This is a genomic window from Paenibacillus sp. FSL K6-1566 (assembly GCF_038050475.1).
In the GTDB taxonomy this organism is placed as follows: Bacteria; Bacillota; Bacilli; order Paenibacillales; family Paenibacillaceae; genus Paenibacillus_AQ; species Paenibacillus_AQ lactis.
Genome location: NZ_JBBOSR010000001.1, coordinates 5,447,265 through 5,473,960 on the forward strand (window position 1 = coordinate 5,447,265; position 26,696 = coordinate 5,473,960).

Annotated in this window: 30 protein-coding genes and 1 riboswitch; of the genes, 6 read left to right on the forward strand and 24 right to left on the reverse strand. The window is 55.2% G+C overall.

Going from position 1 to position 26,696, the window contains the following annotated elements; translation table 11 throughout:
- Positions 1–3 precede the first annotated feature (3 nt).
- The 8 genes from NST08_RS24260 to NST08_RS24295 all read right to left on the reverse strand — a co-directional run bounded on the left by NST08_RS24260 (position 4) and on the right by NST08_RS24295 (position 7,009).
- Positions 4–1,785 carry a hypothetical protein gene (locus NST08_RS24260; RefSeq protein WP_210094534.1) on the reverse strand — a complete coding sequence of 594 codons (1,782 nt, stop codon included), beginning with the start codon at positions 1,783–1,785 and terminating at the stop codon, positions 4–6.
- A gap of 14 nt (positions 1,786–1,799) precedes the next feature.
- Entirely contained in the window at positions 1,800–1,934 is a 135-nt protein-coding gene (locus NST08_RS24265) for a hypothetical protein (RefSeq protein ID WP_260842859.1), read from the reverse strand.
- Positions 1,935–1,957: 23 nt separating this feature from the next.
- A complete protein-coding gene (locus NST08_RS24270; protein WP_210094535.1) occupies positions 1,958–2,392 on the reverse strand; it encodes a phage tail assembly chaperone in 435 nt (144 codons plus the stop codon).
- Positions 2,393–2,566: 174 nt separating this feature from the next.
- On the reverse strand, positions 2,567–2,974 hold the full coding sequence (locus NST08_RS24275) for a phage tail tube protein (RefSeq protein ID WP_007132045.1): 408 nt from the start codon (positions 2,972–2,974) through the stop codon (positions 2,567–2,569).
- 154 nt (positions 2,975–3,128) lie between these two features.
- Positions 3,129–4,598: a phage tail sheath family protein gene (locus NST08_RS24280; protein WP_210094536.1), complete on the reverse strand. Its 1,470-nt coding sequence runs from the start codon at positions 4,596–4,598 to the stop codon at positions 3,129–3,131.
- Positions 4,599–4,600: 2 nt separating this feature from the next.
- A complete protein-coding gene (locus tag NST08_RS24285; protein WP_210094537.1) occupies positions 4,601–4,810 on the reverse strand; it encodes a hypothetical protein in 210 nt (69 codons plus the stop codon).
- Positions 4,811–4,822: 12 nt separating this feature from the next.
- A complete protein-coding gene (locus NST08_RS24290) occupies positions 4,823–5,677 on the reverse strand; it encodes a hypothetical protein (protein ID WP_210094592.1) in 855 nt (284 codons plus the stop codon).
- 822 nt (positions 5,678–6,499) lie between these two features.
- Entirely contained in the window at positions 6,500–7,009 is a 510-nt protein-coding gene (locus NST08_RS24295) for an ArpU family phage packaging/lysis transcriptional regulator (protein WP_210094538.1), read from the reverse strand.
- A gap of 277 nt (positions 7,010–7,286) precedes the next feature.
- Between NST08_RS24295 and NST08_RS24300 the strand changes: the two genes are divergently transcribed.
- Positions 7,287–7,727, forward strand: a complete 441-nt coding sequence (locus NST08_RS24300; protein WP_245255885.1) for a helix-turn-helix domain-containing protein — start codon at positions 7,287–7,289, stop codon at positions 7,725–7,727.
- Positions 7,728–7,803: 76 nt separating this feature from the next.
- Positions 7,804–8,229, forward strand: coding sequence for an ImmA/IrrE family metallo-endopeptidase (locus tag NST08_RS24305; protein WP_210094540.1), 426 nt, complete (start codon positions 7,804–7,806; stop codon positions 8,227–8,229).
- A gap of 180 nt (positions 8,230–8,409) precedes the next feature.
- Here the strand turns inward: NST08_RS24305 and NST08_RS24310 are convergent, their stop codons facing one another.
- From NST08_RS24310 to NST08_RS24355, 10 genes are all read right to left on the reverse strand, one after another.
- A complete protein-coding gene (locus NST08_RS24310) occupies positions 8,410–8,970 on the reverse strand; it encodes a TetR/AcrR family transcriptional regulator (RefSeq protein WP_210094541.1) in 561 nt (186 codons plus the stop codon).
- Positions 8,967–9,386, reverse strand: coding sequence for a YvaD family protein (locus NST08_RS24315; RefSeq protein ID WP_210094542.1), 420 nt, complete (start codon positions 9,384–9,386; stop codon positions 8,967–8,969). The genes NST08_RS24310 and NST08_RS24315 overlap by 4 nt, the downstream gene beginning before the upstream one ends.
- A 414-nt stretch (positions 9,387–9,800) precedes the next feature.
- Positions 9,801–10,538, reverse strand: a complete 738-nt coding sequence (locus NST08_RS24320) for a hypothetical protein (RefSeq protein WP_341342371.1) — start codon at positions 10,536–10,538, stop codon at positions 9,801–9,803.
- 258 nt (positions 10,539–10,796) lie between these two features.
- On the reverse strand, positions 10,797–11,639 hold the full coding sequence (locus tag NST08_RS24325; protein WP_341342372.1) for an AraC family transcriptional regulator: 843 nt from the start codon (positions 11,637–11,639) through the stop codon (positions 10,797–10,799).
- Between the two features lie 6 nt (positions 11,640–11,645).
- On the reverse strand, positions 11,646–12,242 hold the full coding sequence (locus NST08_RS24330) for a LysE family translocator (protein ID WP_341342373.1): 597 nt from the start codon (positions 12,240–12,242) through the stop codon (positions 11,646–11,648).
- A 123-nt stretch (positions 12,243–12,365) separates the two neighbouring features.
- Complete coding sequence (locus tag NST08_RS24335; RefSeq protein ID WP_007132033.1) at positions 12,366–12,734, reverse strand: DMT family transporter; 369 nt, start codon at positions 12,732–12,734, stop codon at positions 12,366–12,368.
- 4 nt (positions 12,735–12,738) lie between these two features.
- Positions 12,739–13,308, reverse strand: a complete 570-nt coding sequence (locus NST08_RS24340) for a TetR/AcrR family transcriptional regulator (protein WP_007132032.1) — start codon at positions 13,306–13,308, stop codon at positions 12,739–12,741.
- Positions 13,309–13,772: 464 nt separating this feature from the next.
- Positions 13,773–14,579: an energy-coupling factor transporter transmembrane component T family protein gene (locus NST08_RS24345; RefSeq protein WP_007132031.1), complete on the reverse strand. Its 807-nt coding sequence runs from the start codon at positions 14,577–14,579 to the stop codon at positions 13,773–13,775.
- Positions 14,576–16,372, reverse strand: a complete 1,797-nt coding sequence (locus NST08_RS24350) for an ABC transporter ATP-binding protein (RefSeq protein ID WP_341342374.1) — start codon at positions 16,370–16,372, stop codon at positions 14,576–14,578. Before NST08_RS24350 ends, NST08_RS24345 begins: the two co-directional genes overlap by 4 nt.
- The gene (locus tag NST08_RS24355; RefSeq protein ID WP_208604312.1) at positions 16,365–16,985 is read right to left on the reverse strand and encodes an ECF transporter S component; all 621 of its coding nucleotides are present in this window, start codon (positions 16,983–16,985) and stop codon (positions 16,365–16,367) included. The genes NST08_RS24350 and NST08_RS24355 overlap by 8 nt, the downstream gene beginning before the upstream one ends.
- A gap of 107 nt (positions 16,986–17,092) precedes the next feature.
- Positions 17,093–17,205: riboswitch (TPP riboswitch) on the reverse strand.
- A gap of 168 nt (positions 17,206–17,373) precedes the next feature.
- On the opposite strand from NST08_RS24355, the gene asd reads away from it, so the two are divergent.
- Entirely contained in the window at positions 17,374–18,219 is an 846-nt protein-coding gene (asd, locus tag NST08_RS24360) for an archaetidylserine decarboxylase (protein WP_007132028.1), read from the forward strand.
- Positions 18,220–18,299: 80 nt separating this feature from the next.
- Here asd and NST08_RS24365 read toward each other — a convergent pair whose 3' ends face one another.
- From NST08_RS24365 to pdxR, 4 genes are all read right to left on the reverse strand, one after another.
- The gene (locus NST08_RS24365; RefSeq protein ID WP_050954079.1) at positions 18,300–19,151 is read right to left on the reverse strand and encodes an SDR family oxidoreductase; all 852 of its coding nucleotides are present in this window, start codon (positions 19,149–19,151) and stop codon (positions 18,300–18,302) included.
- Positions 19,152–19,534: 383 nt separating this feature from the next.
- A complete protein-coding gene (locus NST08_RS24370; RefSeq protein ID WP_260842860.1) occupies positions 19,535–19,657 on the reverse strand; it encodes a hypothetical protein in 123 nt (40 codons plus the stop codon).
- 136 nt (positions 19,658–19,793) lie between these two features.
- Entirely contained in the window at positions 19,794–20,579 is a 786-nt protein-coding gene (locus NST08_RS24375) for a helix-turn-helix domain-containing protein (RefSeq protein WP_007132026.1), read from the reverse strand.
- 23 nt (positions 20,580–20,602) lie between these two features.
- Positions 20,603–22,099 carry a MocR-like pyridoxine biosynthesis transcription factor PdxR gene (gene pdxR, locus NST08_RS24380; protein WP_007132025.1) on the reverse strand — a complete coding sequence of 499 codons (1,497 nt, stop codon included), beginning with the start codon at positions 22,097–22,099 and terminating at the stop codon, positions 20,603–20,605.
- Between the two features lie 123 nt (positions 22,100–22,222).
- On the opposite strand from pdxR, the gene NST08_RS24385 reads away from it, so the two are divergent.
- The 3 genes from NST08_RS24385 to NST08_RS24395 all read left to right on the forward strand — a co-directional run bounded on the left by NST08_RS24385 (position 22,223) and on the right by NST08_RS24395 (position 24,521).
- Positions 22,223–22,837, forward strand: a complete 615-nt coding sequence (locus tag NST08_RS24385; protein WP_007132024.1) for a pyridoxamine 5'-phosphate oxidase family protein — start codon at positions 22,223–22,225, stop codon at positions 22,835–22,837.
- A 127-nt stretch (positions 22,838–22,964) separates the two neighbouring features.
- Positions 22,965–24,263, forward strand: a complete 1,299-nt coding sequence (locus NST08_RS24390) for an aminotransferase class I/II-fold pyridoxal phosphate-dependent enzyme (RefSeq protein ID WP_007132023.1) — start codon at positions 22,965–22,967, stop codon at positions 24,261–24,263.
- 132 nt (positions 24,264–24,395) lie between these two features.
- The gene (locus NST08_RS24395) at positions 24,396–24,521 is read left to right on the forward strand and encodes a sporulation protein YjcZ (RefSeq protein ID WP_077568058.1); all 126 of its coding nucleotides are present in this window, start codon (positions 24,396–24,398) and stop codon (positions 24,519–24,521) included.
- 185 nt (positions 24,522–24,706) lie between these two features.
- Here the strand turns inward: NST08_RS24395 and NST08_RS24400 are convergent, their stop codons facing one another.
- Together NST08_RS24400 and NST08_RS24405 are read right to left on the reverse strand one after the other, a co-directional pair.
- Positions 24,707–25,927, reverse strand: coding sequence for an ABC transporter permease (locus NST08_RS24400; protein WP_210094551.1), 1,221 nt, complete (start codon positions 25,925–25,927; stop codon positions 24,707–24,709).
- Positions 25,924–26,676, reverse strand: a complete 753-nt coding sequence (locus NST08_RS24405; protein WP_007132021.1) for an ABC transporter ATP-binding protein — start codon at positions 26,674–26,676, stop codon at positions 25,924–25,926. The genes NST08_RS24400 and NST08_RS24405 overlap by 4 nt, the downstream gene beginning before the upstream one ends.
- Between the last annotated feature and the right edge of the window lie 20 nt (positions 26,677–26,696).

Below are 26,696 nucleotides of genomic sequence, written 5' to 3' on the forward strand. Positions count from 1 at the left end.
CCGTTAATATGGCATAGACGCAGCCGGCTTCCGGTTCTGGGATGCTTTCATCAACTCCGCTCTCAGGCGCTGCCCGACCTGCAGAATCAATCCCTCCACATCCACCGGATGCTCCTCACGCACCGTAACCTGCACCGCTCCAGGCGGAAGATTATAGTTGGTTGTCGCCTCCGTTTTGGAATCCCGCAAATATCCCGTCAGCGCGCTCATTTGCTCCGGACTGATCTGAACCATCTGCGGCGACATCTGCTTGCCGGCGGCATACGCCTGGCTCCGGGCGGGATCAATGGCCGGTGGGCCAAACGATGATCCGGAGTATGGAAGGACTGGGGCGGATGGCGGGCGTGGGGTTGCCGGACCTGCAGGTATTGCTGGTGCCGGATTGGCAATCATGGAGCTTGGGGCAGAAACGGCTGGTGCTGCCGGCTTCGGAACCGGTTTGGCCTCGGCAACAACGTCCTTTTTCTTTTTTCCGAAAGAGAACGTGTTGGAGAACCATTTCGATACCTTATCCCCGCCCGATTTGAACGTTTTCGTGATCCCGTTAATTGCACCGCCGATTTTTTCGCCCACGAAGCTTCCGACAGCGCCGCCGACGGTCGAACCGACCAAGGTGCCGGCCACCGGGATAACGGACCCGATCGCACCGCCGATCGTTGCGCCTATACCACCGCCAACGGCAGAGCCGATCGCTTGATTACGCTCTTTTCCGGGCTTGGCCGCCGCAATATCGTTAACGTCAGCTAAGAAGCCTAAAGGCCCCAAAATTCGCTTGCCTGCTCCCTTTAAAAAGCCGGAAGCAAGCTTGCTTGGAGCTGCTCCTGCTGACACCTTGGAAGCAGCAACCTTTGGATCTGCTGCTTTCGCCGCTTGCGAAGCTGCCCCGTTGTCCGTGCCTTTAGCCGCTCCAGATCCCGTACTGCCAGTGTCCGCTATTTTATCGGCCGGTGTCGCGGCAGCCCTGCTGCCAGGATTCGCCACTGCTTGTGCAGCCGCACTGCTTCCTGCGCTTATCCCGCTGGTCGCAGGGGCGCTACTGCCACCACCGCCGCTGCCACCGCCAAAAAGCGCACTTCCGCTTTTCCAGAAGTCTCTGGCTCCTCCGAGAATCCCCGTACCTGCATTACCTACGGTTTCAATCAAATCCCCCGCGGCAGCGATCGTTCTAAATCCCCTTCCCTTTCGCTGCCTTCTCCCTCGCTCCACTCTGGATTCTTTGGGGTAGGAGCTCTCCGAATTGGAGGAGTCTTTGTTCGCTTTAGTATCATTTCCAAGCCAGGCATCGCCTACCTTTTTCGTCTTATCGCGCAGCTCGCCTACGCTTTTAGCACCGCCGCCGAATGTTTTCATTGCGCCAAACATATCGATGGCATGATCAAGCTTGGATTTCGGCTTCTGAGCTCCGCCCCCGCCGCCAAGCTGCAGTTTCGCAAGCGCGTCGGCAAGGCCCTTCAAGGCAACTGTATTTTCTTTAAGTGCCTTTACTAAGGGATCAAAGTTAAGCGGCTTGGCGGAATGCTTGACATTCACGTTCATATTCACGTTCCCCGAAGCATTGATCACCTGCGATTTCACGCGGTTGATCTTGGCCAGCAGGTTGTCCAGGCCTTTGGAGGCGCGGTCCTTCAGCACGATTTCCGGTGCCATGCGGGTTCTGCCGATTCGCAGCACCCGGCCCTGGATGCGTTCGAAGTAGCGCTCCATGGCGCGCAGCTCGCGGTTCGCCTTGATGACGTTTTTCGGATCAATGACTAGATTCATCCGGTAGTTCATGGCTTCAGCCATATCGATTCACCTCCTCACATTTCGCTCTGATCAGCGAGCCGGTCCATTTCCTCCTGGGAAAAAGCGAGCAGCAATAAGCGCTCGCCTCGCGGCAGCCGCCAAAACTCTCCGGGGCGAAGGTGATGCCGGGCCCATAAGTGGTACAGCATCGTAGTCATTCCCCCGGAGCCGATCAGTTTTTTAGGTCGGCGATCTCGACTCCGAAGCCGGACAGCTCAAGCACCTTATCGCCGACGGCATCCAGCTCCCCGGCCAGCAGCATCCGGCGGACCGCCTGCTCTCCGCCCGACAGCTTCAAGCGGCTGGTGATGCGCGGATCGCCCCAGCCGTTCAGCGTCAGCCCTTTGACGGACAAGCTCCCGGTCGCTTCCGAAATCAGGAGCGCGTTGAACGTCTCCGTATCCACCTTCTCATCCACCACGCCTTTCACGTTCCGGCGGACCGTGCAGCGCTCGCGGATGCTGTCCACCTTGCTCGAAGTCAAACCGTGCAGCACGATCTGCATATCGAGCCGCTTGATGCGCACCGTTTCCTCCGGCAGCTTCTCCGCCGCCTCGAACAGGCTGTCCAAAATTTGCTCTTCGCTCAAATGCTCGTTCAAGCTCATATCGTCGTCCCCTTTCGCGATTCTTTAGCCTTTCAATCGTTCACTCCATCGATTATTCAAGGTGTGAACCATTCATCTCTTTTCCCATAAAAAAAGCAGCATCTCCCAACATTCACGGCATGAATCATCGATCGATGCTGCATGTATCTTTTTTTCACTTTTACGATAAAATCATTAATCCGCCGAAATCGGGTCGAGCAGCTCGTACCCCTCAAAGGTGAACGATGTCTCCTCCTGCACTTCTTCACCCGCAGTCCAGTTCGCGAGCTGGATCTTGTCCGGCATGCAGCGGATCAGGCGCACGCGCTCGTGACCGTACGATTCGGGATCGTCCAGCTTGGAAATAATATCGAACTTCGTAAAGCCGCGGGCGATCATGTCCGATGTGACCTTATAGCCGCTCATCGTGCCGGTGCCTTTTTTGCTCCCGCTCTTATGCACCGTCCAGTCGTTGCCGACCAGCTTCAGCTCGCGCTTCTCAAGCTCCACGCTCGCTTCCAGCTTGTTAATATGCGTCTGCCATACCCCGTCGATATAGGCCTGGCCATACGTTCCCATAATGACTCTTGATGCATCCAACATAGATATTCCTCCTCAGCATTTTTGAATGATTGGATATGGATTGGACCTCACGGTACAGTAAGCCGAACCGTCCGGACTGATCCCACCCGTTTCGTCCCGAATCGTCCTAAGCTCGTGCGACGCGGCTCTTTAGGTTACCGGAGGCCATCTTCCTTTACTGCACGTAAAACGTGCCGAACAGCTGCTCCATCACATCGGTCAGCTTCACGTTCCATTGCAGGAACACTTGATCCGGCTCCGGCTGCTTCACGGCGGAATCGCCGTAATAGGCAGGATCCAGAATGACGTCATAGCCGTCCGGCTCGATGACGTTGCTCAGCGACAGCTGGCCCAAATATTCTTTCACGGCGCCGATCAGGGCAAGCCTTCCTTCCTCGGTGTTATTCACCTTGCCGATGTACGTGCCTTCGGCGGCCGCCTGCAGATCGGCATGAATGGCGTCCATGACGCGGATCGAACGGATTTTCTTCCACGCATTGTTCTGGCCCTCCGCCGGATTCACGAGCGTATTGATGCCGCGCAGGGCTTTCACCTGACGTCCGTCAAAAATCAGCAGGAAAACGCCGTTTTGAACCGCAAGCTCCTGTTCCGAGCGGCTCCAGCGGCGGGTGACATCCTCAAACGGCGTCACCGCGTATGTAGCGGACTGGTTCAGCCGCTGACCTGCAATCAAACCGGCCACATAGGCGGCCGTCTGCGCGGAGCTGTAATCGACGCCGGACAAGCGTACGCCGGTGCCGACGTTCACAACGCCTTCGTGGTTTAGCGCAAGCGAACGGGCAGCAGCAGTCTTCGGCGCATCCTTGGCCACATCGTCGGCCGCGCTTCCGCCGAATACGGCCATAACCCCGCGGCCTTCCTGGCGGAGACGCTTCACCCAAGCGGCAAAGCTCTGAAGCAAGGACATGTCGGCCGCGTAGTCCAGCGCCACGACATCGAATTGCTGGCCTTGGGCGGCTTCTTGAAACTCAAGATAATCCGCATTGGTAATTCCGCTGTTGCCGCTGGTTCCGCCGGTGAATGCCGCGCCGTTGACGTCGGCAGGCACTGCGCTGCCATCGCCGAGCACGGTTGCGCTCACCCAGACGTTCTCATCATCCTCATTCACCTTCGCAGCGATCGATGCGGCCGTACCGTCCGCGCCAACATAGGTGCCGAGCAGCTTGGCCCCTTCATACAGCCGAAGCTCCCGAGCGGCCGGATCCATCAGCGACGGCTGAATCGTTACCGAGAAGCCGTTTCCGCGGCTGCCCGGGTATTTAGCCTGAAGCTGCAGCACATCGGACGGCGTCGCTTCGCCATTTTGCAGCGTAACGGATGCAGCCGAAGCCGTACTGTCTGCAAGACGGTACGCGAGCAGCTTTTTCGGACCGCCCAGCATCGCCAGATACAGCGTCCGATAAGCGGTTGCTCCATTATCTTGATCTGCGGAGAACGACTCGCCGATCGCATGCTCGCTTCCGATCTCGACAAACTCGCGTACCGGCCCCCAGTTCGCTTTAACGGGAACGATGACCGTTCCGCGTGCGCCGCCCTGAATCGCTGAGGCTGCCGCCGCTTTAAAATTCATATACAAACCCGGCAATACCGGTTTATTCGTGCTCTCCCATGTTCCTCCCGCCATGATTAATCCACCTTCGCTTTCATAAAATGTTTGATTTGATCCTGCACCTCGGCCACAGTAAACAGCTCGCCCGCTGCTCCGTACATTGCGCCGGCAATGACTTCCGGCCGGACGCTGAACCGCTCCTTGGCATGAGCCGTCAACTCAGCCAATGTGTAACGCGGTTCGCTGCCGCTGTTCCCTTCCGTCTTGGTTGATTTCTTACCCGACATCTCGAGTCCCCCTTAATTTAAAATCGGTTGAACATGAACGCGGCGAATCCTTGCGGCTTCCTGCGCCGAACGCATTTGCCGTTGGATGAGCGTCAGCTTGAGCTGACCGTTCAAGATCGCATCGGCCTCCAAATTGCCGGTAATACCGGCGACGGTCAAATACTGGCGAGCCTCGGAATCAAGCGGTAGCTGAGCCTGGGAGCCGAGCGACTCCACCAGCGAAAATGCTGTAAGCTGTTCATGCTCAGAAGAAGTAGATGCCACATGACCTGTGAAGCTCTTGCTGATTTCGTAGACGGAGGCTCCCGCCATCTTCGTCTCGCACCCTGACAATCGCCACAGCACGGCATGATCTTCCCGATCCGCCGGCCATGACGTCCGGTAAACGCTCCAGCTGCTTCCGAGCTGCTTCGAAGTCCACGCGATCAGCGCGGAAAGCCATTCATCCGGTTCGCCGATGCTTCCGGAGTCCCCGCCGCTGGCTGACGCCTCCGGGACATAAACGCCGAAACGGATAACCCGGATCATGCGGCCCAGGCCGGAATCCCATTGATCCGCCTCCGGAACGCCGAGATAATGAAGCTTGAAGGCGCGGTTCTCCAGACCTGTTACCCGCTTGCGATGCAGTCCCTGTATGAGCCGCTCCGCCTGCGAATCCAGCTGACGGGAGACGATAGCCTCGCCCGCGTACAGCTTCAGCCTAATCACCTGCCGGTAACCGGCCCAGGGTGATTTCCATACATCCTCGCCAAGCAGCAGAACCGCAAAAAAATCATCTACAGCGATTTCGGGCGGATGCACGTCATAAATTCGTCCCGCAAGCTCCGGCACCAATTCCATAACGGCCTGTTTGATCGCCTCTCTCATCGAAAACACAGCCGAGGCTCATCCGGCATCCGTTGAAAGAACGGCTTGCCGATCAAATCGTTCGTTTGCCTATTCATACGGCCCCTCCTTCCTGTGTTGTAATAAAACGGGAATGAGGCCAGGGAGCTTGTCCGCATAAAAAAACCGGCTCTATGGCCGGTTCACATTTCCTGTGTGAGGTTAACGGTGCTGCCCTTTCGCTTCATTCCCGATGCTATAATCTTACACCGGTTCGCACCAAGCGAAGACGGGGAACCGGCGAACATTCGGCGAAGTTTGGGATGATTTGCGGCGGTAAAAAGACGATACCTTCGATAATGCTGTCACCGCCTTATTTAAACGACGGCTATAACCATCACCAATCACTGTAGCAAACTTTTTCACTGCCTAATTTAATATCGTTTCTTTGCACCAGCGACCCGTTAGCAGCATCGTCTAAACACTCTATATGCAGTTTACGGTTTACTGAAATGCTAGGAGCTCTCATCCTATGTATGGGCCCTGGCTTTGAAGAGCCGTCAGCCTGTGAGCGTGTTTAGTCAATCTCCCCGTTCTATTCAGCGCTCGGGAGCGGGACATGGGTCTATTCCGTTCATATTCTCAACAAGCTCCTTGTCAACGCACAGGACGTATCGAAAAAAACCGACCCTCAGCAGAGTCGGTTTAGTCCCGCAGCCATCCATCTATTGTATAAGAGTCATCCATCCATTGTCTAAAAGTCATCCATCTCTTGACTAAAAAAACCTCCAAGCAATCGCCCAGCCAATCAACCTTGCATGATCCGCATTCCCGCGTCGGAACTCCCCCGATCATGGGCCGCGTTTATCGCACGGCGCCTACCGCCTGCGCCCCTTCATTCTTTTTCAGCCGGGTTAAGGGCTTTACGAGGGTATCCAGCGATAACAGGCCCAGATCGGCAAGAACCAGCGCCATTTTATAAAAAGCTCGGGTGCGGATTTTTACATACGTGTCTTTGCTGACCGGCGGGTCAAAAATATGGTTGTACACCTTGTAGTCGTACACATCGTCCTGCTTCATGTACCGTTCCCTTATCAGCAGCTGCTCGCGTTCTCCCAGCCGCTCCACGATCGATTCGATCGTTTCGCAGTAGTGCTTCCTTGCCGCAGGCATGTCTACATTATATATCGCTACCTTTGCCGTCTGATCCGAGGTCACATTCGTCGGTCCGTGGAACCGCTCGGTGTAAGAGGCCGTCACGCTCGCTTCCCTCATTTCAAACGTTATCGTTTTATAAATTCGATACTTCTCGAATACCGCCTCAATCGCGTATTGGGTTTTTCTGCGATCCAATTCAGGTAACATATGATTCATACCGTTTCACTCCCCATTGATGGTTTATCCTGGCTTTCCTTTGCCATTTGGCAGAAAATCAAGGCCATGCCGACTGTTCGTATATTTGTTCGTATTTTTCGTAATAATACCACTATCTGGAGATCTTCGTAAACGTTCAAATGGGCGGCTAAATTCCAGAAATGGGCCTTATCGCTCTCTAATTCTTGCCTTTTGGCAATATTCCTTTGTTTTTATTTTACCTGTTGGCAAAGGTGGCGAATGGGTTTATACTATAAACAGAGGTTACAGATGGATTATGGTGAGGAGTGGCCGGAGCGTGGATCACAGATTTGGAGCATACTTGAAGCAGATCAGGGAAGACAAAGGCTTAAGCATCAATCAACTCGCACAAGCCGCTGACATCAGCGGATCGCAAATCTCGAGAATCGAGAACGGGCTGCGCGGCATTCCAAAGCCGCAGACGCTTCGCAAAATCGCCGACGCGCTTGAGATTCCCTATGAAGAACTGATGAGCAAAGCCGGCTATTTGGACTCGGAGCTTTCCCTGCATGAGGACCTGACCGTTCCCGACTGGGCCACGGCCAAAGATAAACGGGATTTCAAAAAAATGCTGGAGGACGACGGAGAGCTGATGTTCGACGGAATCCCGTTAAACCAGGAGGACAAGCAGCGCATCAAGGATGTGCTGACCGGCTTATTCTGGGAAGCCAAGCAGATGAACAAACGGAAAAAATAGCATGTCATGAAGGAGTACATAGCGATTACAACCCTACGACAACCCATAACAATCTCGATATTGCAGGTGAACCGGCATGGATGATCTTTTACAACCGTTAATCCGTCAGCTTGTCAGAAAACATCATACCAACTGTCCCTTCGAAATTGCGGCTTCGCTCGGCATTCATGTCCGGTACACGGACCTCGGCAAGACAACGAAGGGGCTGTACTTCCGCAAATTAAGACGCAGGTTTATCGTCATTCATAGTCAACTGCCGCCGCAGTGGCAGCGCTTCGTCTGCGCCCATGAGCTCGGTCACGATCGGCTCCATAAGGGAATCAGCCGATTTTTCCTTGAGGAGCATTCCTACTTCAGCCCAGGCAAGCTGGAACGTCAGGCGAATCGGTTTGCGGTTGCGTTGTTGACGGCGGATTTGACCATTGGCCCGGGAGAGTCGCTGCATGAGTTCTACCTTCGGGCAGGCATTCCACAGGAAATGCTTTTATTTTTTAGACTCTAATCGAACATACGTTCCGATTCAGTGAAACCTTTAACCTATCATGATCCAATCATGTACGGGAGGCAGACACGCGAATCTGTGAGTGGCGCATTCGTAGAAAAGCCAAAAGCGGCTGCACAGCAGCCGCAATTCTCCACATCTGCGTGGCGTTTGTATGCTTGGCGGAATACAGGAGGGGACTTACCGGTTAGCGGGCGAACGGATGCCTTCCATCAAGAAGCCGACCATCTGCTCCAGTGCTTGCTGCAGCGTCAGCCGGCCACCGGAAGCATACTGGTCGATCAGCTGATATAATGCCCCTACATATACCTGAATGAACAGCTCGACATCAAAAGGACGAAAGATGCCTGCAGCAGCCCCCTCGTGAATAATCAGCCGGATATTCTCCCAGCCTGTATTCATGTAGGCATCGATTTGCCTCCACTGCTCCGGGTACCGGAGCTCCAATTCCTTCATCACGCGAATATCGTGGAAGGCGACGCCTTGCGGAAGGAGCGTTAATGCCAGGAATAGCTTATCCGTTAAAGGAATCGAATCGTCCTTCATCAGCTTCTCCTCCTCCGCCATCATATTCCCGATGGACTGGACCACGATATGGTCGACCAATTCCTCCTTGGATTCAAAATGCTGATACAGGGTCTTCGTGCTGATCCCGAGACGGCCTGCAACATCCCGAATGGAGAACTTCAGGCCCCGCTGGGCAATCTCCTGAACGGCGGCCTCGGCGATTTTGTCCTTCATAGCGCCACCGACTCCTTCTCGTTCACAGAATGTCCGCTTCCGATCAGCCTCGGCAGGAAGAAGAGCGGATACAGCATCAGGAACAGATTCGGCAGCCACCAGAAGAGATCGAAATCAAGCCGGATGCTCCAAAATGCAATGGCCTGCAGCCCTGAGCAAAACGTTAGCACGAGTGAAACCAGACACCACGGCCGCCATTTAAAATGGCCTTTCCTGTAGAGATACATGCTCCATAAGCCGGTTCCGGAGATCAGCAGATCCAGCGGAAGGAACGATAAGTTCCACGCCACCAGCAGCGGATTGTCATAATCCTGATACAGATACTCCCTCGGAATCAGGCTCAAGCCGATGAGCAGCCAGTATATAATAAATCCGATATCGGTAGCGAGCATCAGTGATTTTAATGTTCGGTTCATCCCCATCCTCCTTTGTCCATGATCTATTATCCATTCTCAGTCCTCACGCAGAAATCACGGAAAACAATTTGGTTTATTTGTTTTCCATCTTACCCCACCTTCTTCTCATAATCAAGAGCGATTTAGGCATGGCTTTATAACAACCGACTGACTGCATACAAAAACAGCCTCCGCTCTGCCGGTATGTAACCGACAAACGGAAGCCGTCTTTTTAGTTGTTTAGAGTTTTTGGCCGGGCTTGGCCCTCTCTAACTGGCCCTATTTTGCCTGTATTAAAACCGGCAAACGGGAGCCGTCTCTTAGCGGATTATGGTTCCGCTGACGGGCTGTTGCCCTCCCTCTTAGCCGTTTATACTTTCGCCTGGACCTGTTGCCCTATGTCTAGCCCTCAATCCGGCCGACCGGCTCAGCGCGTCAATTCCCCAGCGGTTCAAAGATCGCGGCCTGCCGCTTGCCAATCTTCATATACTGGAGCCTTCTGAAACGGTCATGCTTTAATTTCTGGCCTTTGTCGGAAATGACTGCGACCACCGAGCAGGCGGGATCGAGAATCGGGTGAAGCTGATCGAAAAAGCGCTGAACCGGCTCTCCGCTTCCGCCGCTCCAGCTGACCAAGTCCCCGTAAGGGAGATCCGTCATAACGATGTGAGTTCCTCTGGCTCGGTCCAGCCCCCCCTTCGGATCCGTAATATCGCTCTGGAAGCATGCCGCTTCTTCGATCGCGGATTCGGCGATCAGCTCCTTCAGGCGAGTTGCGCTTTCCAGCGCATCCCGATGGGACGGCTTTCCGTATTGTTCATACAGCGACTTGATCTGCTCGGCTCGCTGCTCGAGCCCCTCCTTACGCAGCAGGGACAGGTTTTTTCCCGCGATGGGGAGCACATCGGGCTGAATATCCGAGCCGATGATCCGGCCCAGCCGCCGTCCATGGAGCATCCCGACCACGGTCAGCAAATACGCGCCTCCGCAGCAGGGATCATATAACGTGTAGGGGCCCTCAGCCCCCTTTTGTTCCAGAAGGTGAAAGCATCGCTGAGCCAGCTCGCTTGCCAGTCTTACGGGAAACGAGGTTGTGCCTCGAGCGTTGTATAGCACCCGGCCGCTGGCAAAATCCTCGAAACTGCGCGGTGCCGATTCATATAGGTATTCCATGGCCATAATTCCTTCCATCTCTATTCATGCAGCTGCATCCTTATCCTGATTAGATTCAACTAAAGATTAACACCGATTCGCCGGATCTCCAAACCCTTTGAAGCAAGCAAGGCAGCGATGCGGCCGTTACCTCCCCGCAGCCCAAAGAAGCAACCCTAGGGCGAACCGACACGCGGGTCTCCTGAGGGTTGCTCCCATTAACTTGATCATTAGGTCGGACGAGCAAAGGGCTAAAGCCCCGACCGGTCCCTCATTCGCTCATCTGCCGCCGATGCTAACCGCCTCTTTCCCCTGCATATTGTCCATGCGGACAAGAAACAGATTATCGCTCCAAATGGACATGTAATCATAGGCCGTCGTGCCGTACACATTTTTGAAATGCCGGTTCAAATGCGCAAGATCCGTAAATCCGCATTGTGAAACGGCGAGATATACGTCGCGGCTATCCTCGATGAGATGCTTGGCCCGCTCCACCTTGCAGTTTAAGTAATATTGGTAAGGCGACATGCCGGTGTTCGCTTTAAAGGAACGGATGAACTGATATTTGGACATGCCGAAAGCCAAGCTGATTTCATCCAATCGCAGCACATGATCCAGATGCTCCTGCATCAGCGCCTTCGCCTTCTTGGCAAATCCGCTGTCCCGCTTACCTTCAAACCTCAGTATATCTTCATTAAAATGCCCCGCCAGCCGCAGCAGCAGCTCGCTGCACAGCGCCTCCGGCTTGCCGGTGAATATCGCCCTCGTTACATTCAGAATGCTCTGCCTTAGGCCGGCATGATACACGATCGGCGTATGGAAGCGGATGATGTCCCTCTTCTGGATCAGCTCATGAAACAGCTGCGGATGAATGTAGATCATCACATAATCAATGCCCGTGCGCTCCTGCGACCAGCCGTCATGGCTCTGCTCCGGATGAAACAGCATCACGCCGCTTTGATAGGAAGCTTGCTGGCTTCCGTCGAGGGAATACTTCTGAATTCCGCGCAGGGTGACGCCGAGGGCGTACTCCTCGTGGTAATGCTTCTTATATTTAAAATCGGTAAAGCTCGCGGACAGCGCCGTGATGCCGCACGCTTTTTTATAGATAAACCGCTCCATCTTCCATCACCCCCTCAGAAGATTCGGTAGGTCCGACACGACGATGGCCGAATACAGCAGGAACAAAGCCAAAACCGTGTTGGTCGTTCTCCGGTATTTTTGCAAAACACCCTGAAACAGATTGCCGCACACCGCCCAGGTCATATATGCAGCCAGCCCGATCAGCGAAACAGCGACAACGAAGGCGGAAATGACCGGCCCCTCGGTATAATAGGGCATGACATAGCTCGGAATGACCGTAAGGGTGAACAACACGACCTTCGGATTCAGAAACTGCATCAGAAACCCCGATGTGAAGGAAGCCGTCTGGTTTGTCGACGCGTTGGATACGTCCATATGGTATACCTGGTACGCCAGATACAGCATGAAGAGACAGCCTACCACCCGCAGCACCGGCAGGATGAACGGCATTCCGGAGGACAGCGTCTCGCCGAGGACGACAGATAAGGCAATCAACAGGAAAAAAGCGATCGATGCCCCGGCGATATAGCGGAGCGTTCGTTTGATCCCCGACTGCTGGACTGATGCCAGAATGACGATATTCGACGGCCCCGGAGAGAACGCAACGATAAAGCAATAAATAAAGAATGAAGAAAAGTTCATGACCTGCATCTCCTCACAAGGAATTCCCTTGCATTATAGAGCCGCCGGCCGAAAAGGGTATAGTACATTATTGCGCGTTAAACAACTGCTCTGATGCTCCATTGACCGGATCCAAAGCCTTTTTCAACCCGCCTGAACGTCCGTTTGCTCCGCCTTCGGCTGTTCCTGAGCATGGGCGCCGCCCGACAGGTTCAACAGCACAACCCCTGCGATGATCAGCAGAATCGAGAATATCTTCAAACCGTTAATTTGTTCCGAAAAGAACGAATATCCGATCAGCGTGATGATCATAATGCCGAGGCCAGACCAGATCGCGTACGCCACCGAAATTTCAATCTGCTTCAGGCTCAGCGTCAGAAAGCTCAGGCTGCATACATAAAAAACGACCAGCAGCACGCTCGGCAGCAGCTTCGTAAATCCCTCCGACATTTTCATATTAATGGTCCCGGCAACTTCAAACAAGATCGCCAGAGCTAAATAAAACCAGTGCATCGTTTCATTTCTCCTTTCCCTGCCCCGCGGCGATGCCGAACAGCAGGATATCCATGATCGACTTCAGCAGCTCGCCAAGCGGCATCTGATGCTTCACCGTTGCCCGGGAGTCGTACATTTGCTGGATTGCGCCCAGATACAGATCGATAAACAACGGAAGCGAGATCGGCTTGATGACGCCTTCCGCCATCCCCTGCTCCATCAGCTTGCTGACGATGCCCCACTCTTCTCTGAAAAAGGTATCGAGCTTCTCCCATTGGTTATAATGAAACTTTTTGAGATCCGTCAAAAGGCGCATATCCATCTTCTCAAGCTCTTGCGGCAAACAGATCAGGATTTGATGGATTTTCTCCAGAACGCCCAGCTGTCCATCTTCCGCAATTTCCCGCTCCCGCTGCTGGATATGCTGAATTAAGCTATCAACGATCGACTCGACGATCTCTTCCTTGGAGGAAAAATGCTCATAAATAGTCCGCTTGCTGATCGCAAGCCCCTGCGCCAGATCACTGACGGTAAAGGCAAATCCCTTCTGCTGGATCAAACGCATCGTTTCTTTCAAAATACGCTCCCGCATATTCGAGCCTCCTTGTTCTTCTTACGTTGAGCCACTTGGATACAGCGCTTCACTTCCGCTTTGCCCCTGACCGGGTTGTCGTCCGCTCAAGGCGCGCTTTGTCTTTCCTGTTCTTATCCCTCAACGTGTGCTTGGTCTCTTCTGTTCTTGTCCCCTCAACGTGTACTTTGTCGTTTCTGTTCTTGTCGCCTCAAAACCGTACGTTGTCGTTTTTGTTCTTGTCACATCAGAGAGTGCTGTTCTGTGTTGTTGGCACCTCAAATGGGTGCAGCGTCCAAGCGGAACGCATACCGATCCAGGTATGTACGGTTGGTACCAATAGTAACTACTCGGTACCAACCGTATTATATACCATTCGAACGAAAAATCCATCTCTTTTTTCACTGGTCCCATGCAGCGCCAGCCAAACGCAAAAAGGGCATCTTACGCGAAATTACGAGCTTTCACGCAAAATGCCCTCGAATTTAATCAAAGCGCACATCCCCGATGCCGAACCATGGAAAATGCCCCGCAGCCGCATAAGCGCCATATGCTGCGGCCGCTAAAAGTGCGATGGTGAGCAGATCATAGCGGGAGTAGCGCGAAGGGTAAAAATAAGTTCTGCGCCGTCCCCGGTCACCGTCAAACCGCTTGGCTTCCATCGCCGCAGCAACCCGGTGCGCCCGGCGGATGCTCTGTGCCAGAAGCGGCACCACATACATCCCTGCCCGGTTCACCGCCCCGCGGACACCGCGGATCGGGACCACTCCCCGCACCTTCAGCGCTTGCCGGCGGATTACATATTCCTCCCACACCATCGGCAGAAGACGGATGGATGCCATGAAGCTGTAGGCATACTTGGGAGCAAGCTTCAGCTTTTGCATCAGGCTGTAGAACAAATCGACCGACGACGTTGTCGTCACCAGCAGAAGACCTTCACAGGCAAAAGCGATGCCTTTAAACCCCAGATGCAATCCACGATAAAAGCTTTCCTCCGATACCTTGAACAGCCCCCATTCCCACCAAACCGTGTCTCCCTTCCCGAACAGCATCATGGAGGATGAGGAAGAGATGAACGCGAGCAGAAACGGAATGAAGAACAGCAGCATCTTCCATGTGCGGACACCGGACAGCGCCAGGAGACATAGCATAAAGATCAGCGCCTGATACGCCACAAAGTCAATGTCATGCGTCAGCACCGTCATCAGGAACAGGGAGCAGACGAGAAACAGCTTCACCACCGGATTTGCCCGGTGCAGCCACGTGATGCGGACCGGATTCCATATATTCATGACCTCACCTCCGCGTACGGTCTGCCTGAAGATTCCTTGTTGTCCTCACGGGCGCCAAATTCCTTGGCTTCGTCCTCCGCCCTCATTGGCGGATAACCGTTCTCCTGGAAGCCAGGAGCTCTCCTTGCCGTCAGCCTGGGCGATGCCATGCAGGTAGCCAGCTGCCCTTGACGGATCTCCCAAATATGGGTGGCCGCCTGCTCGGCGATTCGCATCTCGTGGGTAACCATCACGATCGCCGTCCCGGCCTGGCGCAGCCGTTCGCACATCTTAAGAATCGCAAAGGTATTCCGTGCATCCTGGCCAAACGTAGGCTCATCCAGCAGCAGCACCGCCGGCTGTCTGGCCATGGCTGTGGCCACGCTGAGGCGGCGTTTCTGGCCCGTGGATAGCTGGTATGGATGCCGGCTCTCCTTGCCGTCTAGTCCGAATCGCTCCAGCGTCCGGCGGGCCTGCTCAGCCGCCTCATCCGCGGACATGCCGTCCACCAGCAAGGAGTACGCCACCTCATCCGTAACGCGCTCCGTCACGAATTGCAGCTCGGGATTCTGAAATACGAATCCGATTCGGCGGAGCATTCGCTCCCTTTGTTTGCGGTTTCGTCTTCCTTTCCCTAACGGAACCTCCTCCCCGCTGAGGCGGTACGTGCCTTCCGCATTCAGCAGCCCCATCAGGCTCAGAAGCAGCGAGCTCTTCCCCGCTCCGTTCGGCCCCACAATCGCAATAAAATCGCCCGGATACACCTCCGCCCCTTGGACGGTAATAACGGCTTTGTCCCAACGCTTGCCTGAGAACTGGGCCAGCTGAACGGCAGGCTTGATCTGTTCTGCCGACGTAAAGTCCGTTCCGGTAAGCCGTCCGGACTCCTCAACGGAATGGAGCCGCTCCCGGTTCTGTAGCTGAGCGGCTTTTCCCGAATCCCGGGCGAAGGAGTCATCCTGGCGGGATCCGCCGGAGGATACCCCGAGCGGTGCAAATACCTCCCTGCCGGATAGGGACTGCGCATAGTCGTCCCATACGCCGGGATACCAGATGCCGAATTCCTTCAGCTCCCGTGAATAGCGGGCGAATACGTCGGCCGGCGTGCCTTCACCCAGAATCGTCCCATCCGGGCCAAAAAGCACGACCCGGTCTGCATATTCAGCCATCTCCTCAATCCGGTGCTCCACAATGATCAAGGTGCGCCCTGCGGACACGGCCTTCACCGCCGTCCAGATTTGTTCGCGGCCCTCGGGATCGAGCAGCGCCGACGGCTCATCCAGCAGCAGCACCTCCGGCTCCAGCAATAGGGCAGAAGCCAGGGCAAGACGCTGCTTCATCCCTTGCGATAAATGCGCGATTTTGACATGGAGCGACTCCAGCTCCAAGCCGACGGCTTGCAGCGCTGCCTGCATCCGCTCTTCCATCTGCTCCCGTGGAACGCATTGGTTTTCAAGGACGAATGCCAGCTCCTCGTCGACGAACGGCATGCAGAACTGGGTGTCCGGATCCTGGAACACATATCCCCAGGAAACGGGAAGCTTCTGCGCCTCGCATTTCATCGGCACCTCCGTCGCCCGGGGAATCATCCCGCTCAGCACCTGAAGAAGCGTCGATTTGCCGCAGCCGCTTGGACCCAGCAGCAGCACCTTTTCTCCGCGGGCGGCGGAGAACGAAAGATCTTTGAACATCAGCCGCTCCTCGCCCGGGTATTTAAGGCGCAGCCCTTCTACATAAAGCGCCGGTTCCGCCTGGAGATCATTAGGCGCATCCACCGTGTTTCCGAGGTGTACGCCCGTTTGCATTTTAGACATGGCGCGAATCGTCCAGCGCCTCATAGTCTTTTTGCGATGCCGGGCGCAGCAGGGAGGTTACGCCGGTACGCTCCAGCGCTTTGGCGAGGATGAGCATCAGGAGGCCTGCAATGACGGCGCCGCTGAAGATCCGCATGCCGTATTTCGCCAGAAACATCCAGGTCTGTAGATCGTCCGTGTAGCTGTAGAAGAAATCAAGCAGCATCGAGCCGACGGCGGCAGCAGCCCCCGCCAGAGCCACCGTGAAGGCGGAAGAGCTGCGGTAACGGGTTGCGGCAAATACGAGCTCGGCACCCAAGCCTTGAATCAAGCCGTACATCAGCAGCGTAAGCCCCCACCCGCTGCCGAACAGCACTTCGACATGCGCGGCCGCAACCTCTGCAATGATCGCCACGCCAGGTTTCCGGATCAGCAGATAGGCCAGCGTCGCCGCGGCGAACCACATGCCGTACAGCAATTCGTCCGCTTCGAAAAAGAGCGGCTTCAGCAGGTTGTATACCGATCCCCAAAAGTGATACACCACGCCCAGCACCAGCGATACAAGCACCGTCACCAAAATATCGCTCAGTCTAAGCCCTTTTCTGGGTTGAGCCCCCATTATGCCTTGCCTCATCGTTTCCATCGTACAACTTCCCCTCTCCATCGCTATTTTTTGAAATGAAAAAAAAACACAACAAAAAACCGTCTGGAAAACGCGCAGACGGAAATTAGGCCCTAGTATAAGCAGGGGCGGATATTCTCTACGCTGGCATTACCCAGTTCAGATTAACGGTCAACAGCGGATAGCAGCTGCAATCTCAGCCTGATTCACTCAAGCACCCGTATTCCCTATTCGGTTTTATGTTAACTTTAAAATACACAGCCTTTCCTGATTTGGCAAGGGTCTTTTTTTTCTTCAAGGTACGTTTGTTGATTTCCAGCCGATTCTATGTCAATATCAGAATGATTGCTTTTCAAGCATCATCGATAGCTTAGGTCTTTGCACAAAAAAGGAGAATAACATGGCCAAACGATTGCTGCGTCTGATGACTGAGCTCTCCTCCCGTAAGTGGTTGTCCCATTTGGTGGGGCAGTTCTCCCACAGCCGGTTGAGCCGTCATCTGATCCCTGCATTTATTCGAATATATCAAATACCGGCGCATGAAGCGGAGAAAGAGCTGCATGAATACCGCTCGCTCAATGAATTCTTCTCCCGCCGGTTAAAGCTCGGCCTGCGGGCCATAGATACGACCGCTGATGCAATGGTGAGCCCGGTTGATGCGACGATTACCGCCATGGGCACCATCGATACCGGCACCATCCTGAACGTCAAGGGACAGGATTACACCATTGAAGAGCTGCTTGCGCAGTCTCCAAGGTTCGAGAATTATGTGAACGGTTATGCGTTCGTCTTATATTTAAGCCCGACGGATTACCATCGCATTCACGCCCCCGTTACCGGCGTGCAGATCGAGCGGGAGCACCTCAAGGGCAAGGTGTATCCCGTCAACGAGTTTGCCATGACCCATATCCGGTCGGTGCTTAGCCGCAACGAAAGGCTCATTACCTATATCAAGCATGATTTCGGTGAGGTTGCCGTGGTCAAGGTCGGAGCATTGAACGTAAGCAGCATCCGTTATGCCGACGAGAGCGTGACGAAATGGCAGATCGGGGACGAGCTGGCCTACTTCGAATTCGGCTCAACCGTTGTGCTGTTGACCGAGAGCGGCACCTTTACCCCCCGGGGAGATCTCGCTCTCGGGACGACGGTTAAAATGGGCGAGCTGCTCGGCATCCTCCATCCGCCCGCAGACAAGAAGCAGAAGCGGGATGCGTGCTTGGAGCAGGAGCTGTGTATGGAAAAATAAAGAACGTCCTTGCGGATGCCTTCATTCATGACCGCAATGACTCCCGTTGCGTCCCTATCGAACAAGGGCAATGTTAGACCTTATTCTCTTCCCAATAGCCGGACGATCAGCCGCTGAAAGAAGCGGTCGGGCAGCCATGCCTTGATCCGCCCGGTCAGCCGGGTGCTGCGGGGAAGCCGGTACCGGAAGCTCGGATGCTTCATACCGGCGATTCGAGCCACCAACCTTGCAACCTCGAGCGGATCCCCGCTCTTTTTGGCGGTCCGTTCGGAGTATGCCAATACCCGCTTCAGCATCCCGCTGTATGGCGAACCCTCCCTCACCTTCAACTCCCCGAAGCTCTTCCCCCAGATCGGCGTGCCGTAAGCGCCGGGCTGCACCAGCACCACATCGATGCCTAGAGGCATCAATTCCATGGCGAGACTTTCGCCAAGGCCTTCAACGGCAAATTTGGAAGCGGCGTACGGGCCGTAGCCCGGAAAGCCGACAACGCCGCTGATGCTGCTGATCAGAATCATTTTGGATTTACCCGTCCGCCGCATCAACGGCAGCATGCTTTGCGTCACGGAGACGGTTCCGATCACATTGGTCTCGAGCTGTCGTCTCCACTCGCTAAGCGGCACCTCTTCCACGAATCCGCCGACCGCGATGCCTGCGTTATTCACCAGCACATCCAGGCGCCCGAGCTCCTGCTCCACGGAGCGTGCAGCTGCCTGTACCTGCTCTTCGCTGCAAATATCCAGCTCGATCACGCGAATCCGCTCGGCCACACCGAACTTCGCCGCCTGCTGCAGGAGCTCCCCGGCTGCCTCCGGCCTTCGCATCCCGGCTGCGACATCATACCCGCCTTTCGCCAGCTCGATGCTGATCAGCAGTCCGAAGCCGCTGGATGCGCCTGTCACCAGGGCTGTCTTTTGATTCGCCGCTTTCATAAACTCCATCCCCCCAGCTTTCTCAATCATGCAGTCGCCAGTTCCCTGCTTGGCCTTATACCTTGCCGCAACTCGAAAACCTCTTATAAACCGCTTCCGAATATCCGTAAACTGATCATACACGGGGTCGGTCCCAAGCTCAATCGTGAAACTTAGAGCTCGAGCATAAAGCCAAGGGGCATCACGCAAGTCCCATGTAAAAAGAGAGCCCTCCCGGACTCCCTTTTACGTTTAACTTATAAAATAATTCCAACATGGTGCTTCTCACCAACCAGGTATGTACAAGGCACTTGAAGATCACCCGGCTGGGCTGCTAGCTTCGGATCATCGTATATAAAATCGGGGTCACGCCTGTTATCCCCGGACAAAATACTCAGGCTCCATCAAAACCATACATCAAGATGCCCTTGGTTTATGGTCGACTTCATGCGGCGCAGCCGATTTCGAAAAATACTGCCGCCGCCGCGACTGAAAAACCGCCCGCGCACCCGTCTTCTTGGGCTCATTCCCGTACACCCCCTTTCAAAGCTCACTTGCTCTCTATATACCGTAAGCGAGGATTACCCTAAATTGCTTACGTTGAAACCCCGAGGCCCCTTCCGCTTCGCGAAGAGCATGCGTGAACGGTAGGGAGAGGGGGAATCACCTGATTTCGGACGGACTCTTTCCGGTATACTGCTTGAATTGCCGGCTGAAAAAGAAAATGTCGCGATACCCGAGGGCGTCGGCCACTTCCGTGACATTCATTCCCTGGTGCACCAGCAGATGCTGCGCCCGCTCGATCCGCATCTGGATAATATAGGATTGGACCGGCGTACCGATCAGCTCCTTGAATTTGATCGAGAAATAACGCGGGGACAGTCCGGCTCTTGCCGCCAAATCCTCCACGCGATGCGGAATCCCCGGGTGCTGGCGCACATAGTTGGCGATTTCGTGGATCGCCTCCATCAGCTGGTTGCTGGCTTTTTTTACGACAGGCTCATTCAGGTCAGACCGCAGCAGATGAATCATGAGCTGCTTCAGGATAAGCTGGCCCTCTTCTTCCGCCCCGTAAGGCTTGTCCAGATACAACCGGACATACCGGGCCAGCAAATATTCGAAATCCATCGTCTCGCCCAGCTGCCGGTACGGGGCCGGAATGTCCGTAACCGGCTCCTTCACGTCAAAATGTATATATGTTAAAACGAGCGGCTTCTGTGGATTATGCGTCGCGCTGGTATGGTCGCCCGGACGGAACAGAAAGCAGCTTCCTTTACCGATCTCATACGGCTTATCATTCAGTTCCAGCGTACCTTCACCGCTCCATACATAAAACAAATCGTAGTTCTGCATGGGCCGCTCGCGTTTCTGCCACTTCCAGCCCGGCTCGCAGACGATCTTCGCGAGCGCGGGCATTATTACAAAAGAAGACGGCGATGCATTCAGCATCACGTCATTCCCCCTCATCTCTTTTAAAAATATTCTCTCTCCATCATACCCGGTTTTCCGTTTTTTTGCATGTCCGCCCATGCCGAGGCCAAACGGAGAACGCCTGCTTCGATATTTGCCCGCTCCAACTGGGAAAATCCAAAGCATGCGCCGGGCGGACCAGGCGTGCAGCTGTAAACGGTCGCATCGCGAAACAGCACGCCGCGACTGCGCGCGGCTTGGCGAAACGCGTGATACTCGGCGGGCGATTGCAGCCAGTCCGCATACACGTGAAGCCCCGCGTCGCAGGGCCGGAGCCGGAATAAGCCGCCTGCATGAGCGTCCATCGCTTCGCGAAGCGTTCGATACCTCGCGCCGTAGCGCCGGGTCATCCGCCGGAGATGCCGCCCGTAACCGCCGCTGGCGATGAACCGTGCCAACGCCCGCTGCTCCAGCACGCCGGGCGAGATCGGATCATACAGCGACTTGGCCCTGACGACGGCATTCGTAAGACTCGGAGGGAGCACCGCATAACCGATCCGCAGACCGGTGAACATCGTCTTGGAGAAGGAGCCGACGAAGATCACCCTTCCCTCGTCATCGAGCATCTTCAATGGCTCGATCGGCTTGCCTCCCCAGCGAAGCTCGCTGTCGTAGTCATCCTCGATAATGTAAGCCTGGCGGGTTCTCGCCCAGTTCAGCAGCGCCCGCCGCCTCTCTAGCGGAAGCACGGCTCCCGTAGGGTACTGCCGGCTCGGACTAACGACCAGAAGCCTGGCGTCCCAGTCGACAGGGACAAGCCCGGAAGCATCAACCGGAGCCGGCAATGGAATCCCGCCGGTAGCGGACACGCCCCTGCGGATCCCGTCGTAGCCGGGATCCTCGATCACCGCGCGGTCGCCGGGGTCCAGCAGGAGCTGGAAGAGCAGGACGATGCCCTGCATCGACCCGCTGAAGATTACGATATGCTCCGGCTCCGCCTGGATGCCCCGCGTAAACCGAAGATGTCCGGCAATCGCCCGCCGAAGCTCCAGCGCGCCTTCGGGCGGAGCGCCGGAGGACAGCTCCTTCCCTCCGCTCCCGCCGGCATAGTTCAATGCGCTCCGCCATTCGTCATACGGAAAATCCTCCATCGGCATGCGCGCATCGGCAAAGGATATGGTTCCTTCAGGCGGCGCCAGCTCCGACCGGCGGGCCTCGGCGGATTCGTCCCGGAGCTCCACAAGCCGCCGGCCCCAGGCCGACAGCAGCGGGACCGCTTCGGCAGGAGGCGGCTGCTCAGGCACCGTGATCCCCTCGGCGACGTAAGTGCCGCTCCCCTGCCTTGAGACGACATAGCCTTCCGCCATCAGCATGTCATAGCTTTGCGCAGCGGAGCCTCTGGATATGCCGTAAAGCTTGGCAAGCTCCCGGGTAGCGGGCAGGCGCGTCCCTTCCGGCAGTCTGCCGCTGTGAATCGCAGCGCGAATGGCATGATAAAGCGCCAAATATTTATATTTATACTGCTCGACGTATGTCTCGAACGGAAGCCCAAGCTCCACCGAAGGGACCTCCCTTATTTTAAATTGGACTATATAAATTAATGTAAATTGGCGCTTTTTCCTTGTCAATGTTCGTCGTATGCTGATACTCATCACAATGCGATGGAGGGAGAGCGTAATATCATGAGAAGAGACGAATTTGCAATCGAGGATCCGAAGGAGATCGAAGACTTCCTGAACGGAATGAGCTTCGGCTTTCTTGGAACCGTGGATGAACACGGGCTGCCACGGGTTACGCCGCTGAATTTTGTTTATGTACAGGGGAGCTTCTACTTTCACGGCAGCCGGCTGGGGGAGAAAATGGAGCACTTGCGCCGCACTCCCGCCGTCAGCTTTACGGTGGCCGATGAGTATGCTTTGATCCCTTCCTATTTCTCGGATCCGGAAATGGCATGTCCCGCTACGGCCTACTTCAAGAGCGTAACGGCAGCAGGAGAAGCCGTCCTCGTCCATGATCTTGAGGAAAAAGCATTAGCGATGGAAGCCATGATGCGCAAGCTCCAGCCCGAGGGCGGCTACCGTACCATCGACGCCGGAGACCGCGCCTATGCTTCCCGGCTCAAGGGTGTAGCGGTAATCAAGCTCGTTCCGAAGCGGATGAGCGCCAAATTCAAATTCGGCCAAAATTTGAAGCCTGATCGGCTGCAGGACATGATCGGACGGCTTGAGGAACGCGGCCGGACCCGGGACGGCGAGACGGCGGCGCACATCTGTAAATATTACCCTGGACCGCGTTAAATCTGGGCATTTATCCGTGACGGTTCCCGGGTCTGATGGTATAATGAAAGGCAATGAAAATGTAAGAAGCTTTCATGCATTCGCCTCTTACCTTAACCAAAAGTACTCGGAAGGAAGGAACCATTTCATGAACCCATTGGCTGGACAATTGAACGAGAAACTGTTAGCAGGCAACCCGCATGTGTATGACATGCTCTCCACGCTCGGCAAAGAAATATACTTCCCGAAGGAAGGAATTCTGAGTCAGTCGGCGGAGGCATCCGCCCAAGCGAAGAAATATAACGCAACGATCGGCATCGCCACCGAAGGCGGCATCCCGATGCATCTTGGCGTGATCCAGGATAAGCTTTCGGCTTTCCAGCCGAAGGATCTGTATCCTTATGCCCCGCCGGCAGGCAAGCCCGAGCTGCGCTCCGTATGGCGGAACAAGATGCTCCGTGAGAATCCGTCCTTGGAGGGAAAGAGCTTCAGCAATCCGATCGTCACCAATGCCCTGACTCATGGTCTCAGCATCGTGGCCGACCTGTTCGCCGATGAGGGCGATGCGGTCATTTATCCGGACAAGAACTGGGAGAATTACGAGCTGACGTTCGGCATCCGCCGCCATGGCGTTCATGTAACCTATCCTCTTTTCACTGAAAATATGAAGTTTAATGCGGAGGGACTTCGCGAGGCTCTTCTGAACCAGAAGGATAAAGGCAAAGCGATCGTTCTGCTGAACTTCCCGAACAACCCGACAGGCTACACGCCGGGAGCCGAGGAAGGTGCAGCCATCGTATCCGCGATTACGGAAGCCGCCGAAGCCGGCATCAATGTTGTCGTCGTGACCGATGACGCATATTTCGGACTGTTCTTCGAGAACTCCTTAACGGAATCGCTGTTCGGTCATCTTGCCGGCCTCCATCCGCGAATCCTGCCTGTTAAAGTCGACGGCGCTACGAAGGAAGAATATGTGTGGGGCTTCCGCGTAGGCTTCATCACCTTCGCCTCGGAGAACCAGGATGTGCTGGATGTACTTGAGCAGAAGACCCTCGGCATCATCCGGGCAACCATCTCCAGCGGTCCGCATCCTTCGCAATCGTTCGTCCTCGAAGCGCTGAAGGCTCCGGAATTCGAGGAGCAGAAGCAAGAGAAGTTCAGCATTATGAAGGGACGCGCCAATAAAGTAAAGGCCATTCTCGACAGCGGCAAATACGGTGATGTCTGGGAATACTATCCGTTTAACTCGGGATACTTCATGTGCCTGAAGCTGAAGACGGTATCGGCTGAAGCGCTTCGGTCCCATCTGATCCGCCAATACGGCGTCGGGACGATTGCCCTGGGCGAAGAGGATCTCCGGATTGCATTCTCCTGCATTGAAGAGGAGTACCTGGAGGATCTGTTCGACCTGATCTACCAAGGAATTCAGGATTTGCAGCAGGCTTAAGCCGATAGACCCTTGTCCCGCTTTGCATCAGAGCATCTTTCTGTGATAAATAAACGCTCGCCCATACACATAGCCCCCCTGCAACATACAATACCATGTACTACAATTCAACTAAGTGAAAGGGGAATGAACATGGGTGCAGTTGAAGATGTAAGAGGATGCGGCGGATACGGCGGATATGGCGGTGGATACGGAGTAGGAGCCATTCTGGTTCTCTTTATCCTGCTCGTTATCATCACTCGTTCTTTCTGGGTCTAAGCCACTTCCTAGCTGGCGGCACGGATAATGACAGGTCGTCCGACCCCGAAGGACACTGCGGTTTCTGCTGCTGATACGGCTACTATTCATACGAAAGCAATAGAGGAAGGCCGGGATGGATGCATCCCGGCCTTCCTCTATTTATCATCATCTTCGTCTATCTCTTTATCATCATCTTCGCCTATCTATTCATCATCATCGTCGGCTCGCCGGTTCTTTCGGACGGCGTTCCAGCGGGACAGAAGAACCAACGCGATCCCTCCTGCCAGCGTGAGAAGCGTCCGATCCGGCGTTCCGGGAACGGCCGGGATCAACGGCAGCCACAGCAGCACGACCCAGAACAGCTGCACCTGAAAGATCAGCTTGTTCTCGCTCTCCCGCCTTGTCCCCTCGGGGAGCGGGTAAATATGCAGCCAGAATGATTCAGGATGAAGCTTGCGCAGGGCGGACAGCTGCAGTCCGATGATCAAGAGCCCGATCCAATATACGGCTGCCGAAGCCCAGTCCTCCCGGGTGAGCCATACGAGCAGCACTCCCAGTAGCCCGACCCGCACCAGAATGCCCAAGATATCGCTGCGGGCAAAGCTCTTGACGAGCAAATACCGGTAGGCCTCGTCCTTGCCCCATGGAACGCCCCTTCCCCATCCCGACAGCCATTTCCTGGCGTGCACGCGCTGTTCGCGCTGCGGCACATTCACGAACCAGCTCAGCACCAGCATGACCCGTCCGGCCTGTCTGCGTTCAATGGCGATTAACCGCTCCCAGGCGACAAGGTGCCGGACAGGAAAGCGCACAGCGAATCCATACGCGAGACCGAGCAGCGCAATAAAAATCAGGCTTCGCCCGGACGGATGCCACAGCCAAGCGGCAATGCCGAGCGCCGAAACGGCCCACCGCAGTAAACGGTAAGCGCCTGCCGCGGTACGGGACACCATCAGCTGCTCCCTCCAACTTCCGTAACTGGCGAGCAGCTTGAGGGCAACCAGCACCAGGAATGTGACCAGAAGCGTCTTAGGTGATGTATCACTGCGTATGTACAGAGGCCATAAGATAAGGAGCACGATGCCTAAACCGATGATTTTGTACACGACACCGCTAATCCAGCCTTTGCGAAAATAAGTGCTCATTCGGGATTCCTGCGGCAGCAGAAAAACGGTGTCCGCCGAGCGCAGATACGTGCGTACGCTGCTGTTAATGACGATCGGGAGCAAAATAACCAGCATGATCCAGCGAATCGGGAGCCCCTGCGGAATATGCTGCAGAAAGGCCGTATACCACGCCGCGAACGCGATCAGCAGGAACAGCGTAACGACGGCGACCCCGCTTTGTATGACATAACCCAGATAGGGCAGGATATCGCCCCAGAACTGACCGCGCCGTTTATCATACAGCTCGCGCAAGTTCATATGCCGCTACCGCCTTGAACCAATACATTAAACAGCTCCTCCAGCGGAAGGCCCGGCCTTCCCGCTTGCTCCCGCATTTCCTCCAGCGTTCCTTGGGCAATAATGCTGCCGCGGTGCAGCACCACAAACCGGTCGCAATAATTCTCGATGGTGGAGAGGATATGCGAGCTTAACAGGATGGAAGAGCCTGAAGCCTTTAGCTCCAGCATGAAATCGAGCAGGGAGCGGATCCCTAGCGGATCCAGCCCGAGGAAGGGCTCATCGATAATATAAAGGGAAGGTCTGGCCACGAATGCGCACATGATCATCACCTTTTGACGCATCCCTTTGGACAGATGCGTTGACAGGCTGTCCATCTTCTCCTCCATCCGGAACAGCCTCGCCAGCTGCTCCCCCCTCGATTCATAATCCTCGCGGGAAACGCCGTAGGAACGGGCCGTAAATTCCAAGTGCTCGCGTACCGTCAACTCATCGTACAGAAGCGGGGATTCGGGAACAAAACCCAGTGCACTGTGATACGCCTCGGAGTCCTCCGTCCGGCGCTTGCCCTGGACCTCAATCTCTCCCTTCTGCGGATTCATCAGTCCGAGGATATGCTTCATCGTCGTGCTCTTCCCCGCCCCGTTCAATCCGATCAGACCGACCATCTCCCCCGGCTGCACCTGGAACGTGATATCATGCAGAACCGGACGGTTTATGCTGTACCCGCCGCTTAATCCTTGAACAGACAACACCGGCTGCTCACTCATTACCACATCACCTCTTCTAC

What these genes read in the sequence shown, in the direction of transcription:
- NST08_RS24405 (WP_007132021.1), bottom strand. Translation starts at nt 26,676, where the DNA reads ATGAGTGAGCAGCCGGTGTTGTCTGTTCAAGGATTAAGCGGCGGGTAC.
- NST08_RS24340 (WP_007132032.1), bottom strand. Translation starts at nt 13,308, where the DNA reads ATGCGGGAGCGTATTTTGAAAGAAACGATGCGTTTGATCCAGCAGAAG.
- NST08_RS24270 (WP_210094535.1), bottom strand. Translation starts at nt 2,392, where the DNA reads ATGAGCTTGAACGAGCATTTGAGCGAAGAGCAAATTTTGGACAGCCTG.
- NST08_RS24400 (WP_210094551.1), bottom strand. Translation starts at nt 25,927, where the DNA reads ATGAACTTGCGCGAGCTGTATGATAAACGGCGCGGTCAGTTCTGGGGC.
- NST08_RS24335 (WP_007132033.1), bottom strand. Translation starts at nt 12,734, where the DNA reads ATGCACTGGTTTTATTTAGCTCTGGCGATCTTGTTTGAAGTTGCCGGG.
- NST08_RS24275 (WP_007132045.1), bottom strand. Translation starts at nt 2,974, where the DNA reads ATGTTGGATGCATCAAGAGTCATTATGGGAACGTATGGCCAGGCCTAT.
- NST08_RS24325 (WP_341342372.1), bottom strand. Translation starts at nt 11,639, where the DNA reads ATGGAGCGGTTTATCTATAAAAAAGCGTGCGGCATCACGGCGCTGTCC.
- NST08_RS24345 (WP_007132031.1), bottom strand. Translation starts at nt 14,579, where the DNA reads ATGAATATATGGAATCCGGTCCGCATCACGTGGCTGCACCGGGCAAAT.
- NST08_RS24285 (WP_210094537.1), bottom strand. Translation starts at nt 4,810, where the DNA reads ATGTCGGGTAAGAAATCAACCAAGACGGAAGGGAACAGCGGCAGCGAA.
- NST08_RS24290 (WP_210094592.1), bottom strand. Translation starts at nt 5,677, where the DNA reads ATGAGAGAGGCGATCAAACAGGCCGTTATGGAATTGGTGCCGGAGCTT.
- NST08_RS24310 (WP_210094541.1), bottom strand. Translation starts at nt 8,970, where the DNA reads ATGAAGGACAAAATCGCCGAGGCCGCCGTTCAGGAGATTGCCCAGCGG.
- NST08_RS24365 (WP_050954079.1), bottom strand. Translation starts at nt 19,151, where the DNA reads ATGAAAGCGGCGAATCAAAAGACAGCCCTGGTGACAGGCGCATCCAGC.
- NST08_RS24355 (WP_208604312.1), bottom strand. Translation starts at nt 16,985, where the DNA reads ATGAGGCAAGGCATAATGGGGGCTCAACCCAGAAAAGGGCTTAGACTG.
- NST08_RS24375 (WP_007132026.1), bottom strand. Translation starts at nt 20,579, where the DNA reads ATGCTGAATGCATCGCCGTCTTCTTTTGTAATAATGCCCGCGCTCGCG.
- NST08_RS24305 (WP_210094540.1), top strand. Translation starts at nt 7,804, where the DNA reads ATGGATGATCTTTTACAACCGTTAATCCGTCAGCTTGTCAGAAAACAT.
- NST08_RS24280 (WP_210094536.1), bottom strand. Translation starts at nt 4,598, where the DNA reads ATGGCGGGAGGAACATGGGAGAGCACGAATAAACCGGTATTGCCGGGT.
- NST08_RS24320 (WP_341342371.1), bottom strand. Translation starts at nt 10,538, where the DNA reads ATGGAATACCTATATGAATCGGCACCGCGCAGTTTCGAGGATTTTGCC.
- NST08_RS24390 (WP_007132023.1), top strand. Translation starts at nt 22,965, where the DNA reads ATGAACCCATTGGCTGGACAATTGAACGAGAAACTGTTAGCAGGCAAC.
- NST08_RS24260 (WP_210094534.1), bottom strand. Translation starts at nt 1,785, where the DNA reads ATGGCTGAAGCCATGAACTACCGGATGAATCTAGTCATTGATCCGAAA.
- asd (WP_007132028.1), top strand. Translation starts at nt 17,374, where the DNA reads ATGGCCAAACGATTGCTGCGTCTGATGACTGAGCTCTCCTCCCGTAAG.
- NST08_RS24350 (WP_341342374.1), bottom strand. Translation starts at nt 16,372, where the DNA reads ATGTCTAAAATGCAAACGGGCGTACACCTCGGAAACACGGTGGATGCG.
- NST08_RS24385 (WP_007132024.1), top strand. Translation starts at nt 22,223, where the DNA reads ATGAGAAGAGACGAATTTGCAATCGAGGATCCGAAGGAGATCGAAGAC.
- NST08_RS24315 (WP_210094542.1), bottom strand. Translation starts at nt 9,386, where the DNA reads ATGAACCGAACATTAAAATCACTGATGCTCGCTACCGATATCGGATTT.
- NST08_RS24300 (WP_245255885.1), top strand. Translation starts at nt 7,287, where the DNA reads ATGGTGAGGAGTGGCCGGAGCGTGGATCACAGATTTGGAGCATACTTG.
- NST08_RS24395 (WP_077568058.1), top strand. Translation starts at nt 24,396, where the DNA reads ATGGGTGCAGTTGAAGATGTAAGAGGATGCGGCGGATACGGCGGATAT.
- NST08_RS24295 (WP_210094538.1), bottom strand. Translation starts at nt 7,009, where the DNA reads ATGAATCATATGTTACCTGAATTGGATCGCAGAAAAACCCAATACGCG.
- NST08_RS24330 (WP_341342373.1), bottom strand. Translation starts at nt 12,242, where the DNA reads ATGAACTTTTCTTCATTCTTTATTTATTGCTTTATCGTTGCGTTCTCT.
- NST08_RS24370 (WP_260842860.1), bottom strand. Translation starts at nt 19,657, where the DNA reads ATGAGCCCAAGAAGACGGGTGCGCGGGCGGTTTTTCAGTCGCGGCGGC.
- NST08_RS24265 (WP_260842859.1), bottom strand. Translation starts at nt 1,934, where the DNA reads ATGCTGTACCACTTATGGGCCCGGCATCACCTTCGCCCCGGAGAGTTT.